This is a genomic window from Rhizobium sp. BK377, assembly GCF_014193935.1.
Lineage (GTDB): Bacteria > Pseudomonadota > Alphaproteobacteria > Rhizobiales > Rhizobiaceae > Rhizobium.
Genome location: NZ_JACIAC010000001.1, coordinates 1,293,944 through 1,310,555, shown reverse-complemented (window position 1 = coordinate 1,310,555; position 16,612 = coordinate 1,293,944). Strand labels below are relative to the sequence as shown.

The 16,612-nt window shown below is 60.3% G+C and carries 17 protein-coding genes; 5 read left to right on the top strand and 12 right to left on the bottom strand.

What is annotated here, in order from left to right:
* Positions 1-135 precede the first annotated feature (135 nt).
* On the top strand, positions 136-672 hold the full coding sequence (locus tag FHT92_RS06480; RefSeq protein ID WP_183823296.1) for a glyoxalase superfamily protein: 537 nt from the start codon (positions 136-138) through the stop codon (positions 670-672).
* 1 nt (position 673) lies between these two features.
* On the opposite strand, the gene FHT92_RS06475 is transcribed toward FHT92_RS06480, so the two are convergent.
* Positions 674-1,324, bottom strand: coding sequence for a glutathione S-transferase family protein (locus FHT92_RS06475; protein ID WP_183823294.1), 651 nt, complete (start codon positions 1,322-1,324; stop codon positions 674-676).
* A 99-nt stretch (positions 1,325-1,423) separates the two neighbouring features.
* Positions 1,424-1,906: a DUF1772 domain-containing protein gene (locus FHT92_RS06470; RefSeq protein WP_183823292.1), complete on the bottom strand. Its 483-nt coding sequence runs from the start codon at positions 1,904-1,906 to the stop codon at positions 1,424-1,426.
* A 100-nt stretch (positions 1,907-2,006) separates the two neighbouring features.
* On the opposite strand from FHT92_RS06470, the gene FHT92_RS06465 reads away from it, so the two are divergent.
* The 3 genes from FHT92_RS06465 (at position 2,007) to FHT92_RS06455 (ending at position 4,420) form a co-directional block, all read left to right on the top strand.
* Positions 2,007-2,660, top strand: a complete 654-nt coding sequence (locus FHT92_RS06465; protein ID WP_183746338.1) for a TetR/AcrR family transcriptional regulator — start codon at positions 2,007-2,009, stop codon at positions 2,658-2,660.
* A gap of 75 nt (positions 2,661-2,735) precedes the next feature.
* On the top strand, positions 2,736-3,431 hold the full coding sequence (locus tag FHT92_RS06460) for an orotate phosphoribosyltransferase (protein ID WP_183823290.1): 696 nt from the start codon (positions 2,736-2,738) through the stop codon (positions 3,429-3,431).
* Positions 3,432-3,493: 62 nt separating this feature from the next.
* Positions 3,494-4,420: a carbohydrate kinase gene (locus tag FHT92_RS06455; protein WP_183823288.1), complete on the top strand. Its 927-nt coding sequence runs from the start codon at positions 3,494-3,496 to the stop codon at positions 4,418-4,420.
* Positions 4,421-4,422: 2 nt separating this feature from the next.
* Here the strand turns inward: FHT92_RS06455 and FHT92_RS06450 are convergent, their stop codons facing one another.
* The 3 genes from FHT92_RS06450 to FHT92_RS06440 all read right to left on the bottom strand — a co-directional run bounded on the left by FHT92_RS06450 (position 4,423) and on the right by FHT92_RS06440 (position 8,808).
* Entirely contained in the window at positions 4,423-5,226 is an 804-nt protein-coding gene (locus FHT92_RS06450) for an alpha/beta fold hydrolase (protein WP_183823286.1), read from the bottom strand.
* A 116-nt stretch (positions 5,227-5,342) separates the two neighbouring features.
* A complete protein-coding gene (gene pgi / locus FHT92_RS06445) occupies positions 5,343-6,968 on the bottom strand; it encodes a glucose-6-phosphate isomerase (RefSeq protein ID WP_183823284.1) in 1,626 nt (541 codons plus the stop codon).
* Between the two features lie 139 nt (positions 6,969-7,107).
* Positions 7,108-8,808 (bottom strand): long-chain fatty acid--CoA ligase, encoded by a 1,701-nt coding sequence (locus tag FHT92_RS06440; RefSeq protein ID WP_183823282.1) that lies wholly within the window; start codon positions 8,806-8,808, stop codon positions 7,108-7,110.
* A 239-nt stretch (positions 8,809-9,047) separates the two neighbouring features.
* Between FHT92_RS06440 and FHT92_RS06435 the strand changes: the two genes are divergently transcribed.
* On the top strand, positions 9,048-9,440 hold the full coding sequence (locus FHT92_RS06435; RefSeq protein WP_183823280.1) for a PRC-barrel domain-containing protein: 393 nt from the start codon (positions 9,048-9,050) through the stop codon (positions 9,438-9,440).
* Between the two features lie 49 nt (positions 9,441-9,489).
* On the opposite strand, the gene FHT92_RS06430 is transcribed toward FHT92_RS06435, so the two are convergent.
* The 7 genes from FHT92_RS06430 to FHT92_RS06400 all read right to left on the bottom strand — a co-directional run bounded on the left by FHT92_RS06430 (position 9,490) and on the right by FHT92_RS06400 (position 16,611).
* Positions 9,490-11,940 (bottom strand): glycoside hydrolase family 2 protein, encoded by a 2,451-nt coding sequence (locus FHT92_RS06430; RefSeq protein ID WP_183823278.1) that lies wholly within the window; start codon positions 11,938-11,940, stop codon positions 9,490-9,492.
* 16 nt (positions 11,941-11,956) lie between these two features.
* On the bottom strand, positions 11,957-12,352 hold the full coding sequence (locus FHT92_RS06425; RefSeq protein WP_183823276.1) for a VOC family protein: 396 nt from the start codon (positions 12,350-12,352) through the stop codon (positions 11,957-11,959).
* 48 nt (positions 12,353-12,400) lie between these two features.
* Positions 12,401-13,150, bottom strand: a complete 750-nt coding sequence (locus FHT92_RS06420; protein ID WP_183823274.1) for an ABC transporter permease — start codon at positions 13,148-13,150, stop codon at positions 12,401-12,403.
* On the bottom strand, positions 13,147-14,091 hold the full coding sequence (locus FHT92_RS06415) for an ABC transporter ATP-binding protein (protein WP_183823273.1): 945 nt from the start codon (positions 14,089-14,091) through the stop codon (positions 13,147-13,149). Before FHT92_RS06415 ends, FHT92_RS06420 begins: the two co-directional genes overlap by 4 nt.
* The gene (locus tag FHT92_RS06410) at positions 14,088-15,254 is read right to left on the bottom strand and encodes an ABC transporter permease (protein ID WP_183823271.1); all 1,167 of its coding nucleotides are present in this window, start codon (positions 15,252-15,254) and stop codon (positions 14,088-14,090) included. Before FHT92_RS06410 ends, FHT92_RS06415 begins: the two co-directional genes overlap by 4 nt.
* 57 nt (positions 15,255-15,311) lie before the next feature.
* Positions 15,312-16,220, bottom strand: a complete 909-nt coding sequence (locus FHT92_RS06405) for an ABC transporter substrate-binding protein (protein WP_183823269.1) — start codon at positions 16,218-16,220, stop codon at positions 15,312-15,314.
* A gap of 199 nt (positions 16,221-16,419) precedes the next feature.
* Positions 16,420-16,611: an acetyltransferase gene (locus FHT92_RS06400; protein ID WP_183823267.1), complete on the bottom strand. Its 192-nt coding sequence runs from the start codon at positions 16,609-16,611 to the stop codon at positions 16,420-16,422.
* Between the last annotated feature and the right edge of the window lies 1 nt (position 16,612).

Genomic DNA, 16,612 nt, shown 5'->3' with positions numbered 1-16,612 from the left:
GCCCCGCGATGCGCAAGCATTATGGTGAATGCATCCAAATCCACCTTCACATCCTTGCTCTCGGCAATCGATGGCGAACGGGTCAGCAGATGCGGGCACTGATCTTCCTGTTTGCCGCCGACGGAAGGATGAACAATGCGCGATTTTCGCGATGCCAAGCTTATGGCAAAAACACTTCGGCAGGCGCTTGCCGATCGTGATATTTCCCTCACCCACAGTGAAACCCTGGAGATCGTCGCCAGACAATTCGGCTTCGACCAGTGGAACATTCTTTCCGCAAAGCTGGACGAGGCCGAAGGTGTGAAATCGGCTGCAGGCATCGAGCCGCCGGTACCGATCTTCCGCATTTTCTCGGTCGAGAAAGCCATGGAATTTTATTGCGGCTTTCTGGGTTTCGCCTTGGATTGGGAGCATCGTTTCGGCGAGAATTTTCCGCTCTATTGCCAGGTTTCGCGCGAGAAAATGCAATTGCATTTGAGCGAGCATTCCGGCGATGCAAGCCCCGGCGCCCGGGCCTTCGTGCGGGTGAAGGATATCCGCGCCTATCAGGCCGAACTCGCCGCCAGGAACTACCGCTACATGAAGCCGGGTGTCGAAGAAGCGCCCTGGGGCCTGGAGATGACCGTCATCGACCCCTTCAGCAACCGGATCACATTCTGCCAGCAGACATAGTCTACAGCTCCGCGCGGGCGCCGGAATGCGGATCGAGGCTATAGGGATGGACCGGATAGCCGGGTCCGATGGCATCTCGAACGCGATCACACCAGGCAGCGAACGCCGGATAGGCTGCGAGAGAAAAGGCGCAATCCTCGGCCCGATGGCTGTAGGCATAGACGGCAATATCCGCGATGGTCAGCTCCTCGCCGACAAGAAACCGGCTGTCGGCGAGGCCGCGTTCGAGTGCGGCGAGTGCGGCGAGTGCGCGGGTTGCGGCTTCGCGCTTCCCCGTAATCATGCTCTGATTACACTCCAGCCGTCCCGTCAACGTCCAGAATCGCAGCGAGCCGATGACAGGCTCGACATGATATTGTTCGAAGAACAGCCATTGCATGCCCTTCGCGCGTTCGTAGCTGTCAGATGGCAGAAAGCGTGTGCCCTCGGCGAGATAGGTGAGGATTGCATTGGATTCGGCGATCGCGCGCCCATCATCGAGTTCGAGAACCGGGATGGCGCCGACCGGATTGAGCTTCAGGAACGCCTCGGTACGGCTCTCACCCTCAAAGATCGAGACATTCCGGCTGCTGTAGGGCATTTCGAGCAGGCCGAGCAAAACCCTTACCTTCCAGCCATTTTGCGACGGCAGATAATCATGAAGTGTGAGCATGGCGGTCCCCTTCGCTCCAACCGGCTGATGTTCGCATACTGGCTCGAAGCCGGCCACCCGATTCCTGACGGTGCGTTGGATCGTTCGGCAAGCAGTCACTCAGACGAGCATCAGTGCGCGCACGAAGGCGATGGAGGCAAGCAGCGAGGCGATGGTCCTCACGTGGTTCCACCAGGTCCAGTCCCGGAGATAGGCGGTCCAGAGTTCGATTGCATCCGGCCCGTTGCCGCTGACCTTGTCCAGCGCATCGTTCATCGGCACGTTGAAAACGATGGTCGAGACGAAGGATGCGAGGACATAAAGGGCGGCGCCCGCGAGCATCATCGAGGAAGCGCCGGCGCGCCAGTTCACGAAAGCGAGCACTGCGATCACGACGCAGAGGATCGCGGTCGGCACGAAGAGCAGCATGAAGGGCGAGCGTACGATGGTGACATTGATCGAGTTCATCGCCGCGATGCCTTGTTCCGCTGGAATGCGCGAGAATGCCGTCATGATGAAGGTCGAAAACGCGAAGAAGATACCGGCGACAAGGCCGCTGCCAATCGCGGCGGCAACAAGCGACAGGACGAGAACAATCTGCATGTCGAAACTCCTCCTTCGTTTAAAATAAGAGAAACTCTCTCATTTGCAAAATGAGATAATCTCTCTTATTTTCATTGTCAATGACCGAAGGAATCGAAAAATGGCGGAAGAGATGGTTGCAGGACGCAGGCGCCATCAGGAGCCGATCGGCCAACCGCGCCGCATCCCGAGCCAGCAGCGTGGCCGCGAACGCTTCGAAAAGATCCTGACGGTTGCCTCCGAGCTCATCGAAAAGAACGGAAGCGATGCTCTGAAGATGAGCGAAATTGTTGAAAAGGCTGGGCTTTCCTTCGGTGCCCTCTACCAATACTTTCCGGACAAGACGTCGATCATCCGCACGCTCGCCGAACGCTTCAACGAGGAAGGCCGTCGATGCGTGGCTGGCGAACTGGCCAAGGTGACGGATGCGGACAATCTGCGCATTGCGCTCTCAGTCATCGCCGATGAATATTACGCCTTCTTCCGCCGCGAGCCGGTCATGCGCGATATCTGGCATGCAACCCACACGGACAAGCTTCTTCAGGAAGTCGATGCCGAAGACATGGAATTCCATGCGCAGGCCTTGCTTTCAGTGTTACAACACCTGTGGCCGGCGCGGCCCGAGGCCGAGCTTCTCGCCATCGCCCGGCTGACGATGCAGCTTCTTGCTGCTGCCGTCCGTTATGCGGTTTCGCTGGATGAGGAAGAGGGTGCGCAGGCGATCGCTCTCTTCAAGAAGATGCAGGTTGCGGATATCGGCCGGCTGCTTGGCTGACGGTCTTCTTCCGTCTGGAAACCGGCCGCTCTTACTGCTATTGCCGCTGGAACGTCAGCCGAAGGAGAGAGCCGCATGATCCAGACCACATTCCCCGATCGCGCCGTGATGGCAGAGCTGCTGGCAAAGATGCTCTGGGAGATCAAGGCTGTGCATTTCAATGCCGAGACGCCCTATAAGTACGCCTCGGGCATCATGAGCCCCGTCTATATCGATTGCCGCAAGCTCCTGTCCTTCCCGCGTGTCCGCTCGACCGTGATGGATTTTGCCGCCAGCACCCTGTTGCGCGATGCCGGTTTCGAGCAGTTCGATTGCATCGCCGGCGGCGAGACCGCGGGCATTCCCTTTGCCGCACTGCTTGCCGATCGTCTCGGCCTGCCGATGATCTATGTCCGCAAGAAGCCGAAGGGTCATGGCCGTAATGCGCAGATCGAAGGCGAGATGAAGGAAGGCGCCCGCGTGCTCGTCATCGAGGATCTGACGACGGCCGGCGGCAGCATGTTCACCTTCATCGATGCTGTCAGAGCCGCCGGCGGTGTCGTCGATCATGGCATTGCGCTCTTTTTCTACGGCATCTTCCCGGAGGCACATCAGCGCTTTGCCAATGGCAAGGTCCAGCTCCATTATATCGCCACCTGGCGCGAGGTTCTGGCAATCGCCAGGCAGCAGAAGCTCTTCGACGACAGGACGCTGCAGGAGGTCGAGTCCTTCCTCGATGCGCCGCTCGCGTGGTCGGCAAGGAATGGGGGCGTGAGTGAGCTTTCGCTCTAGCCTTTTGACAAAAGCTCGCTTAATCGATTGAAGAACGTGCAAGTTCTGTTGGGAGGAATTCGATGATTTTGTGCTGCGGCGAGGCCCTGATCGACATGCTGCCGAGGGATACGACCCTTGGCGAAAAGGGCTTTGCGCCCTATGCCGGCGGCGCGATCTTCAACACGGCGATTGCGCTCGGTCGTCTCGGTATCCCGACAGCCTTCTTCACTGGCATTGCCGATGACATGATGGGCGAAATCCTGCTCGATACGCTGAAGGCGAGCAATGTCGATTACAGCCCTTGCGCCATCACGCAGCGCCCCTCGACGATCGCTTTCGTCAAGCTCGTCAACGGCCAGGCGACCTATGCCTTTTACGACGAGGGCACGGCCGGCCGCATGATCACCACAGATGATCTGCCCACCCTCGGTGATGATTGCGAAGCCCTGCATTTCGGCGCAATCAGCCTGATCCCGAGCCCCTGCGGCGAAACCTACGAAGCGCTGCTCGACCGCGAAGCTGCAAAGCGCGTCATCTCACTCGACCCGAACATCCGTCCCGGCTTCATCAAGGACAAGGCCGCGCATATGGCCCGCATCAAGCGCATGGCGGCCAAGTCCGATATCGTGAAATTCTCCGACGAAGATCTCGAATGGTTCGGCCTGGAAGGCGACCATGATGCGCTGGCCGCCCACTGGCTGAACCACGGCGTCAAGCTCGTCGTCATCACCAAGGGTGCGGAAGGCGCCACCGGCTACACCAATGCGCGCAAGGTCACCGTGCCGAGCGAGCGCGTCACCGTCGTCGATACGGTCGGCGCAGGCGACACGTTCGATGCCGGTGTCGTCGCCTCGCTGAAGATGGACAACCTGCTGACCAAGGCGCAGGTCGCCAATCTCGACGAGCAGGCCCTGCGCAATGCGCTGGCCCTCGGCGCCAAGGCTGCGGCTGTCACCGTCTCCCGCGCCGGCGCAAACCCGCCCTGGGCGCACGAAATCGGGCTCTGAGCTTATTCGATCCGATCAAGAAAAGCCCTGACCTCGTGATTGAAGAGGTCCGGCTGCTGCAGCGGTGCGAAATGGCTGACACCGGGCATGAGCACGAATTCCGCATCCGGAATCGTCCTTGCCAGATAATCGGCATGCTCAGGCTTGATGAATTCGTCATGCTCGCCGAGCACGATGGAAACCGGCACCTTGATGCCGGCCAGCTGCTCCGCCGAATAATTGGGCTCCGTCGCCATCATCTTCGAGACATCGGCGACGAAGGCCTCGAAATGGTCGGGCGTTGCCGATAGCGCCTGATAGTCTTTCTTGTGACGGTTGAAGCAGCGGTCGATGACCGGCGTCGCCTTGAATTCCTTGGTGCCGCCGGGGTCCATGTTGCAGGCGAAGAAGAAGACGCCGCAGACGCGGTCCGGGTGACGGTCGGCAAGGATCAGCGACGTGCAGGCGCCGTCGCTCCAGCCGACGAAGGCCGCTTCCTCGATCCCGGCATGATCCATCACGGCCAGCACATCTGATGCCATCAGGTGATAGGTATAGGGACGGTCGTCACGCGTGCTGCGGCCATGACCGCGGCTGTCGATCACCACGACCCGGTGGCCGGCCTCGACGAGATCGGGAACCTGATAACCCCAGTTGCCGCTATTGCCGAGCCCGCCATGCAGAAGGATGACGGCCGGACCGGCGCCGTAACTCGCATACCAAATGCGCGCGCCTTCATTCTCGATGAAGCCCTCTTCGTTCGAGAGCTGTAATGGCAGCGCCCCCTCCGCTTCGAATTTCAGCAGCTCATCATCCGTTGCAGTCATGGGCTTCTCCTCTGTCACTCTCTCTATAGACGACGAGATGCACTGCAATTCGACAGGGTCAAATAAAAAAGCCCACCCGCATGGCGGATGGGCTTCGATAACAGCGTTCGCCAGGATTACTTGGCGAGTTTTGCCAGCGCAGCGACCAACCCCTGCGTAGAAGAATCGTGCCCGGCAGCACTTTCCTTGCCTTCGACGACGGGCAGCAGCCCGGTCGCCAGTTCCTTGCCGAGTTCCACACCCCACTGATCGAAGGAGTTGATGCGGAAGAGCACGCCTTCAACGAAGACGCGGTGCTCGTAGAGCGCGATCAGGCGGCCGAGAGCGTAAGGCGTCAGCTTGTCATAGACGAAGGTGATCGACGGGCGGTTGCCGGTGAAGACGCGGTGCGGAGCGATGAAATCGGCCTGCTTGTCTTCCATGCCCTTGTCGGTCAGCTGCTTCTTGGCTTCCGCGAAGGTGCGGCCCTTCATCAGGGCTTCCGACTGGGCGAGAACGTTGGACATCAAGAGCTGGTGCTGGTGGCGCAGTTCCGGCTCGAAGCCGTTGGCGGCGATCATGAACTCGGCCGGGATGATGCTCGTGCCCTGATGGATGAGCTGGTAGAAGGCATGCTGGCCGTTGGTGCCGGGCTCGCCCCAGACGACAGGGCCGGAATTGCCTTCGACCGGCGTGCCGTCGATCGTCACGCCCTTGCCGTTCGATTCCATGTCGAGCTGCTGCAGATAGGCCGGGAAGCGCGACAGGCGCTGGTCATAGGGCAGCACGGCGCGCGTCGGATAACCCAGTACATTGCGGTGATAGAAGCCGATCAGGCCGAGCAGCATCGGCAGGTTTTCGGTAATCGGCGCCTTACGGAAATGGTTATCGACGGCATGGGCGCCATCGAGGAACTTGCCGAAATTGTCAGGGCCGACAGCGATCATCAGCGGCAGGCCAATCGCCGACCAGATCGAATAACGGCCGCCGACCCAATCCCAGAAGCCGAAGACACGTTCGCTTTCGATTCCGAAGGCGGCGACCTTGTCGAGCGCCGTCGAAACGGCGGCGAAGTGGTGCTGAACGGCCGCTTCGCCAAGCGCGCCGGCGATGAACTTGCGCGCCGTCTGCGCATTGGTCATCGTCTCGACGGTGGTGAACGTCTTGGAAGCGACGATGAACAGCGTCGTCTCGGGCTGCACCAGCTTCAGGATATCGGCAATATGGGCGCCGTCGATATTGGAGACGAAATGGGCGCGCGGGCCGTCGTGGAACGGGGCGAGCGCCAGCGTCGCCATGACCGGGCCAAGATCCGAGCCTCCGATGCCGATATTGATGACATCGGTGATCTTCTTGCCGGTCGCGCCCTTCAGCGCGCCGGAGCGCACGCCGTCGGCAAACTTGCCCATGGCGGCGAGCACGGCGTTGACGTCAGGCATGACATCCTTGCCATCGACCAGCACAGGCGTATTGGGACGGTTGCGCAGCGCCGTGTGCAGCACGGCGCGATCTTCGGTGAAGTTGATCGCCTTGCCGGAAAACATCTCCTCGCGTTTTTTCTCGACGCCGCCTTCTTCGGCGAGCTTGACCAGAAGCTTCAGGATGTCATCGTTCACGGCCGTCTTGGAAAAATCCATCAGCAGGTCGTCAAGCGATACGGAAAAGCGCGAAAAGCGCTGCGGATCATCAGCGAATGCGGCGCGCAGATCGGTGGCATTGGTGGCAGCCGCAGTGCTCTTCAGTTGTTCGACGATGGCATTCATGGAAGGCTCCTTTGGAGGCGGAGGGGTCGCGGAAACTATTCCCTTTCCCGCAGCCAAATCAAGTTCGGCCATCTGACGAAATATGAAAAAAGCCACCCGCGACAAGCGGATGGCTCTCAATTTCACGAGACCGTCAAATTTAGCCGCGCAGGTCCTTGCGCAGGATCTTGCCGACAGGGCTCTTCGGCAGCTCGGTGCGGAACTCGATGAAACGCGGGCGTTTGTAATTGGTGAGATTGGCCGCACAATGGGCTCTCACATCGGCTTCGGCCAGGTTCGGATCCTTGCGCACGATAAAGAGTTTCACAGCCTCCCCGGAATGCCCGTCCGGCACGCCGACCGCCGCCGCTTCCAGGATGCCGGGATGCATGGCGGCCACTTCCTCGATTTCGTTGGCATAGACGTTGAAGCCGGAGACGAGGATCATGTCCTTCTTGCGGTCGACGATCTTGGTGTAACCGCGCTCGTCCATGAAGCCCATGTCGCCGGTGCGGAAATAGCCATCCGGCGTCATGACCCGGGCCGTCTCCTCCGGCTTGTTCCAGTATCCGGCCATGACCTGCGGGCCACGAATGCAGATCTCGCCGATCTCTCCAAGCGGCAGCGAATTGCCGGCCTCGTCCCTGATATCGAGTTCCGTCGAGGGAATGGGAAGGCCTATCGAGCCCGTGAATTCGGGTGAATCGAAGCGGTTGGCGGTCGCAACGGGTGACGTCTCGGAGAGACCATAGCCCTCGGTGACATGCGAGCCGGTCACCTTCAGCCAGCGTTCCGCCACCGGCCGCTGCACGGCCATGCCGCCGCCGAGAGACATGACGAGAGAGGAGAAATCGAGTTTGGCGAAATCGGCATTGTTCAGCAGCGCATTGAACAGCGTGTTAAGGCCGGGGAAGATATGAATGTTCGATTTCTCGAATTCCTTCACCAGCCCTGGAATGTCGCGCGGATTGGCAATCAGCACATTATGGGCGCCGAGCGACATGCCCATCAGCGAGTTCACGGTCAAAGCGAAGATGTGATAGAGCGGCAGCGCACAGAGGAAGTTCAGGACATCAGGCTGCTTCTTCTTGTCGAAGGCGGATTTCAGCCAGAGCTGCAGCTGCGTCTTATTGGCAAGCAGGTTCTGATGCGTCAGCATCGCGCCCTTGGCGATTCCCGTGGTTCCACCTGTATATTGCAGGAAGGCAATGTCGCTACGGGTCAGCGCGACCGGCGCAAGCGTCCTGTTTGCCCCCTCGGACAGCACTTGCCGGAAGCTCTTGTGTCGCGGGATGGACCAGGACGGGACGAGCTTCTTCACCCGGCGGACGACGAAATTGACGATATGCCCCTTTGGGCCGAGCATTTCACCGAGAGAGCTGACGACGACATGGCGCAGGTCCGTTTTGTTGATGACCTGTTCGACCGTGCGTGCGAAATTTTCCAGAACGAAGATCGCCTTGGCGCCGGAATCATTGAGCTGGTGCTCGAGTTCGCGCGGCGTGTAGAGTGGGTTGACGTTCACGACGACGAGCCCGGCGCGCAGGATGCCGTAGACCGCGATCGGGTTCTGCAACACGTTCGGCATCATCACGGCGACGCGGTCGCCCTTCTGCAGGCCGACGCTCTGCAGCCAGGCAGCCACCTTGCGTGTTTGCACCTCGAGCTCGCGATAGGTCATGACCTTGCCCATGCTGGAAAAGGCTTTGCGATCGGCAAAACGGGCGCAGTTCTGTTCCAGGAGGTCGGGAAGCGAAGCGAATTCCAGCGGCGGAATCTGGGCCGGAACGACGTCCGGATAGGTGGCAAACCATGGTTTTTCCGGTTTCGCACCACCGGGGTGCACGGAAATGCTGTTCATCGTGTCTCTCTCCCATTCGGCCGCCGAAACCGGATACACCGGTCGATCGGAAGATCCTCCATCCTCCGTCAGGGCAGCTTATGCCATTGCTTGAGCGGTTCAAGCGGATTGAGGCTACAATAACCTTAACGTAAACGTCAATATCGCGCGTACCGCATATGAATGGCACGGAACTTTGAGGCATAGGGCACGTTTTCTCAGTGTGGAAGAACCACGAGGAAACGACAAAGGAGGTGCACATGCTCAATCAGGATACTGACGCCACCCGCCGTGACCCGAATGTGAAGGATACGCCGACGCTGATCGCCAGCGACCGCGTCGAAGGCACCCGCGTCTATGGCGCCGATGGCAAACACATCGGCTCCATCGAGCGCCTCATCCTCGGGAAGCAGGACGGCCGTGTCGCGTACGCCGTTCTGAGTTTTGGCGGCTTCCTCGGCATCGGTCATGATCACTACCCGCTGCCTTGGGAAAAGCTGACCTACGATACCCAGCTGGACGGCTACCGCATCGATCTCACCAAGGAGCAGATCGAGGGAGCGCCAAGCTACGCGGATGATGATGACACCTGGTACAATGAGAATGGCCGCCGCGTTTATGACTACTACGGCGTGCCGCCCTACTGGATGTAACGTCGCCCGTGAGGACGAGCCGGATGAGGCCCCGCGAGAGCGGGGCCTTTCATCGTGGGGTCACAAGATCATTGGCGCATCGCAATACCGTGCCGATCACGATATCCTCAACAGAAAGCTGCTTCTCGGACGTCAAACGGAAGACATGGCTCTCACCGGGCAGCAGTGTCACCAGCATGGAATCCACCACCGCCGTGGGGTCGAGCCGATCCGCCATCAGGCAGAGATCTCTGAGGAAGCTCTTTGCTGTGACCGTGACCTCATAGCCGCCAGCCATTCTTGCCAGCGAAATGTCGAGCGCTGGCGCAGGAAGTTTCAGGTCGATATCCTCCACAAAATAGTGGAAGGCGCGCTTGTCGAGCATCTGGACGACGATGACTTCCTCATCTGCCGCGCCGGCTTTCGCGATCTCCTCGGGCAGAGGAAATTCCTTGGCTTCGAACCGGTCGCAGAGCAGCCGCCAGAATTCGAATTCCGCCAGCACCGTTCCATCCAGCCGTAGACGGTTGCCGCTGATCTTCGAGCGCCAGAACAGCGTCTGCTCATTCACGGCGATTGCCGAAAGGCCTTGGCCACGCGGCTGGATCGTCAGCAGACGAGGGTGGAATGCCTGCTGCATCGCGTACCAGAGCGGCTTGCGTCGGCCGGCGGAATCAAGCGCTGCCCATGACGTGACCGGCCAGCAATCGTTGAACTGCCAGACGACTGCTCCCTTGCAGATGTCGCGATGGGAGCGCATGTGCTCGACGGCAAAGCGGATGGCGCGCGCCTGATTGAGCTGTGTCGCGAAATGCCAGTCATCCATCGTCTGCGGCACGGGCAGATGCCCGGCAAGGCCCTTGATCAGCTTGTCATTGCCTTGCGTCGCCTTCTGATGATGGAAGACGCCGCGCGATTCCGGCGTCAGCGGCTCGTCATGCACGCTCTCCTGCAGCGTCGCCCAGTTCGGCGGGGCCTGCCAGCCGAATTCCGAGCAGAAGCGCGGGATGTAATTGCGGTAGACCTCGTAACCGACGTCGTTCCACACGTCCCAGATATGCTTGCAGCCATGCCGGTCGTCATTCGGCTCGATATCCATGGAGCCCGAATAGGGGCTGCCGGGATAGTAGGGCCTGATGGGATCGAGTTCGGCGCAAAGCTTCGGCAGAACATCGAGATAATAACCGAGCCCCCAGCTGACACCGTCCTTGATGATCGGCCGCCAGTCCCATTCGTCAAACCCCCAGATATTCTCGTTATTGCCGTTCCAGATGACGAGCGATGCATGCGGCATCAGCCGCACGACATTGTCGCGAACCTCGGCGATCACCTCGCTGCGCAGCGGTTCTTCCTCCGGGTAGGAGGCGCAGGCAAAAAGGAAATCCTGCCAGACGAGCATGCCGGCCCGGTCGCAGGCCTCGTAAAACTCGTCCCGCTCGAAGATACCGCCGCCCCAGACGCGCAACAGATTGATATTGGCAGCCTTCGCCTCGTCGATCCGCGCCGCATAGCGCTCCGCAGTCACGCGCGAGGGGAAGCAATCGTCCGGTATCCAGTTTGCACCGCAGGCAAAGATCGCCACGTCGTTGATGACGAAGGTGAAGGCCGAGCCATGCGCATCCGGTGACGTATCGAGCCGCAGCGAACGGAAGCCAATCTCTTTCGAATAGCCGTCAAGTAAGTTGCCGTTGGCATCTTCCAGCCGGATGTCGAGAGGATAAAGTGGCTGCGCCCCGAGATGATGCGGCCACCAGAGCTGCGGCGAGGGGACGCGAACTTCAAATGAAAGCTCCTCTGCATCCGCTTCGACGACGACCGTCTGGGTCGCGCCACCGATCTCGGCCGTGAGCCTCGCCGGCAGGTCCTCGCCATGCCTCGCCAGCCGCACCTGCACCTTGACCAGGCCATCACCACCGGCAAGCGTGGCCGAAACACGTGTTTCGGCAACCCGCAACCGATCCCAGCTCTCCAGCCGCACCGGCTTCCAGAGCCCTGCCGTGACAAGCGTCGGACCCCAGTCCCAGCCGAAATTGCAGGCCATCTTCCGCATCAGATTGCCCGGCCCGGGATAGTTGTTCGGGCGGTAGCCGTAATGCTTCTCCATCTCCGCGCCATAAGCGTAGGCGGAATGGAAGGTGACGCTCAGTTCGTTTGCGCCTGCCCGCAGCAGCGACGATACATCGAAGCGATAGGTGCGGTGCATGTTGAAGGTGCGGCCGATCTCTTCGCCATTCAGGCTGATCGTCGCAATTGTATCGACGCCGTCGAAGACCAGTTCCTGCACTTGGGTCCCATCAGGCTCGGCCTCGAAATCCAGCCGGTAGACCCATTCCGTCTTGCCGATCCAGTCATTGGTGATCTCGTTGATATCGAGATAGGGATCGGGGATCAGCCTTTCGGCAAGCAGGTCGAGATGCACGCAGCCGGGCACCGTTGCCGGAATGGACGCCGGCAGACTGGTTCTTCCTGTATCGTTACAGGAAAGCGTCCAGCCGCTATGAAGGTCTCTCCTCCCAATCATGTCAGCCTCTTATCTTTTATTGAAAACGGCCGTAGCGCTGCAGCACTTCGATCTTGTAGCCATCGGGATCGGTGATGAAGAAGAACAGCCCGAACAGCTTGCCGTCGCGGTTGAGTTCCACGAGCTTGCTGGGGTTGAGGCCGAGATCGGTCAGCCGCTTGTGCTCGACCTGCACTTCCTGAACGGAAACAGCCAGATGCCCATAGGCATCGCCGAGATTATAGGGCTCAATACGGCCCTTGTTGACCGTCAGTTCCAGCTCGAAGCCGGTCTCGTCATTGCTCATATAGATCAGCGTGAAGGTCTCGAAATCGACACGGTCGGCAACCTTGAGCCCGAAGACCTTGCTGTAGAATTCGACCGAGCGCACCTCGTCCAACACGCGGATCATGGAATGGATCATTTTGGCCAAGGCGGGTCTCCCATGACTACTGTCTGCGCTGCCTTGGTAGCCGTCCTCTCAAGCCGGACGCAAGCCCATTCTGCGCGTGATCGCACCTTCGAGCATGCCGACGACATCATAGATCAGCACCGCCATCAGGCCGACGATCAAGCCGCCCTGCAGGATGAAGGCCGTATTGTCGGAAATCAGGCCGGCAATGATGACCTCGCCGAGACCCTTTGCCGCAACCGTCGAGCCGATCGTCGCCGTGCCGATATTGATGACGGTCGCGACCTTCAGCCCTTCAAGGATCAGCGGCAGTGCCAGCGGCAGCTCCACCTGGAAAAGGCGCTGCCTTCCGTTCATGCCCATTCCGTCCGCGGCATCCAGCACCTGCGGCGACACCTGCTTGAGGCCGGCGACCGTATTCTCGAAGATCGGCAACAGGCCATAGAGAAAGAGCGCAATCAGCGTCGGCGCAGCACCGAAGCCGGTGGCGGGAACGGCAAGCGCCAGCACCGCGACAGGGGGAAAGGTCTGGCCGGCATTGGCAATGGCGCGTGACAACGGCAGGAAGTCGGCGCCGCTTGGCCGGGTAACGAAAATGCCGCCGAGAACAGCAAGCACGGCGCTGCCGATGATCGAAATGAAAACCAGCTCCAGGTGCCCCAGCGCCAGAGAAGCGAGGCTGTTCTGCGTATAGACCGGCGGCGCATTGTTGTTTGTCAGCGGTACCAGCATGAAGGAGAGCCACTCCGTCCTGAAGATCAGGATGAGCAGCACCACCAATGCCAGCGCGCGAAAGAGATTGGCGACGATGAATTTCATGCCTTGCGGCCCAGTTCGAGCAGCCGTTCCATCGAGATCGAACCGACTGGCGCCTTGTTTGCATCCTGCACGGCTGCCTCGTCGACGCCCTGCCAGATCATTTCGGCAAGTGCATCCCGAAGGCTGAGCGACTGTGCCAGCGAATAGGGCAGGCCGGGTTTGGCAGGCTGCATGCTGTCCTTCAGCGGCGTCAGCGACATCAGCTTCAGCGCCCGGTCCGACGTGCCGGTCAATTGCTGCACGAAGGGATCGGCAGGCTCAGTCAGGATCTTCTCCGGCGTCGAGCACTGCAGGAGTTTGCCGCCGCTCATGACCGCGATCTGGTTACCCAGATGGAAGGCCTCGTCCATGTCATGCGTCACGAGCACGACCGTCGTGCCGAACTGTTTCTGGATCGCCAGGAGATCATCCTGCGCCTTGCCGCGGATGACAGGATCGAGCGCGCCGAAAGGCTCATCCATCAACAGCAGTTCCGGTTCGGCGGCCAGTGCCCGGGCAACGCCGACGCGCTGCTGCTGGCCGCCCGAAAGCTGGTGTGGATATTTCTCGGCAAAACTTGCCGGGTCGAGATTGAAGAGGCCGAGCAGTTCCGTCACCCGGCTGGCGATGCGGGCCGTATCCCAGCCGAGAAGTTCCGGCACGGTCGCGATATTCTGCGCCACCGTCCGGTGCGGAAAGAGGCCGTGCCCTTGGATGGCATAACCGATCTTGCGGCGAAGCTCGGTCGCCGGCACATCCATGATATCCTGTCCGCCGACGAAGATCTGTCCCTCGGTGATCGGCACCAGCCGGTTGATCATCCGCATCAGTGTCGATTTGCCGGAACCCGACGTGCCGACGATGACGGTGATCGAGCCCTTCTCGATGCTCATGGAGACATTGTCGACGACGGTTGCAGAGCCGTAGCGTTTGGTGACGTTCCTGATCTCGATCATGCTCATGCGGCTGGCCCCTGGATGCTTTCGATGACCGCATCGAGGATGACGGCCGAGGAGAAGGCGAAGAAAACGGTCGGCACGGCGCCGAGCAGAACGAGGTCCATGGCCGTCTGGCCGAGCCCCTGGAAGATGAAGATGCCGAAACCGCCACCGCCGATCAGCGCGGCGATCGTCACCATGCCGATTGCCTGCACGAGAACGATGCGGATGCCGGTGAGGATGACCGGGAAGGCGAGCGGCAGGTCGATTCCGGCAAGGATCTGCCGGCGTGTCAGCCCCATGCCGGCCGCCGCATCGCGCACCGAGGGGTCGACACCTTCGAGCCCGACGACCGTATTGGCAACGATCGGCAGCAGCGAATAGAGCACGAGCGCAATCAGCGCCGGAGCCGTCCCGATGCCGCGAATGCCGATGTCGGCCGCAAGCGGCACATGTGTCGCGAGATAACCGAGCGGCAGCATCAATATGCCGAAGAGCGCAAGGCTCGGGATGGTCTGGATCAGGCTCAACGTCTGCAGCACGATCGCGCGCAGCTTTGGCACCCAGAAACACAGGATGCCGAGCGGCAGCCCGAGAACGATGGCGATGGCAAGCGATCCGAAGGCGAGAAGCAGATGGGAATAGGCTTCGGTCCAGAACTGGGCCGAACGCGTGGAGAATTCCCTGAGGATCGACAGACTGTCGAGCAGGCCGGAGGAGAGGCAGATGCCAAGCAGGGCCGTATAGGCGATAAGGGCCGCGACCCGCATCCAGGGCGTCAGCCGGATCTTCACCAGCGCGTCGGAGATGATGAGGCCAATGACACCGAACAGTACCCAGAAGCTACCGCCAGGCGTCATGCGCGCCACAGTGCTGCCGGGCGGTGTCGCAGCCGTCGCCACCAGCCCGATTGCAGCAATCAGTGCGGCAAGGCAGAGCGTGCCGAGCCCGAGCCGGATGAAAGCATTGCGTAGGAAGACCGCTGCCAAGGCAGTGGCAACAAGGAGAATCATCAGGATGACGATTGAAGTCTGGGGAAGAAGCTGCGTCAGCAGCATCGGCTTGCCGGCGGCGATCCGGTTGGCCTTCACATAGATGAAAGGCAGAAGGGCCGTTGCCGCAATGCCGCCTGCCACCAGTACCACGCCGAGCCGGTCCAGCTTGCGGACCGCTAAGGTTTCTTCCATCGATCCAACCCTGTCCGGAAAATGCCCCGCCCGGATACCGGACGGGGCGTCAAGCGATTACTTCAAGAAGCCTTTTTCCTTCAGGTAGCCTTCGGCAACGGATTTCGCGGGCTCACCATCGACCTGAATCTTGGCGTTGAGCTTGCGCAACTCGTCTGCCGTCAGGCTCTGGAAGATCGGAGCAAGGATTTCCTGGATCTTCGGGTTTGCCTGCAGCACCGCCTCGCGGATGATCGGGGTCGGCGCATAGACCTGCTGCACGCTCTTGTCGTCTTCGAGAACCGTCAGCTCGGCCGCTTCGATAGCACCATCGGTGCCGTAGACCATCGCGGTATTGACGCCGTTGGTCTGGTCGGCCGCGGCCTTGATCGTCGCCGCCGTGTCGCCGCCCGAAAGCACGACTTCCTGATCCGGCTTCAGCGTGAAGCCATAGGTCGTCTGGAAGGCGGGCAGCGCGCCGGCGGAGTTCACGAATTCGGCGGATGCCGCAAGCTTGGCGGCGCCGCCGCCGGAAACCCACTTGCCGAAATCGGACATGGTCTTGAGCTTGTTCGGGCCGGCGACGTCATTGCGTACCGCGAGCGCCCAGGTGTTGTTGGCGGGCGACGGCGTCAGCCAGACGATCTTGTTGGCGTCATAGTCGAGCTTCTTGGCCATCTGGTAGCCCTGGTCGAGGTTCTTCCAGGCGGCGTCATCGGCCTTGTTGAAGAAGAAGCCGGCATTGCCGGTATATTCCGGGTAGATGTCGATTTCACCCGCGGTGATCGCCTTGCGTACGACTGGTGTGGCACCCAGCGCGATGCGGTCCTGCGTCTTGATGCCGTTGGCTTCCAGCGCGAGCGCGATGACGTTGCCGAGCAATGTGCCTTCGGTGTCGATCTTCGACGAAACGACGACGTCTGCGGCGTGGACCGCGCCAGCCGCAAAGGCGGAAAGCGAAACGGCAAGTGCGATTTTCTTCAGCATGATTGTCCCCTTGGTTGAACACCGTTAAATGTCGCGAAAGCCCCAGGCGCGAAGCCTGCGCGCATGAAATCCTGCCGGCAGGTCAGCCACAAGGCCATCATGCCGGAAATACGTGCGTCATGGAAATAGTGTGCATGCCCGAAAAATCGATGCCCGATGATCGAAGCAGCCCTCTCCAGTATTCGCTGTCGCGGCGCGATTATGGCGGCGAATGCAGACCGTTGCGCGGAATTGCATTCCCTTTTCCAAGGCCGGCGCGATTTGTTTTTGTCCCCTTGCGTGTTTCCACGATGTTCCGGTGCTTTTGATCGGTTCTTTCGCCGTCGGATTTCTTATTGAGCGAACGATAGCCCGCACGTTTGCAGGCAGGGATATCTTTTTTCACGAACACG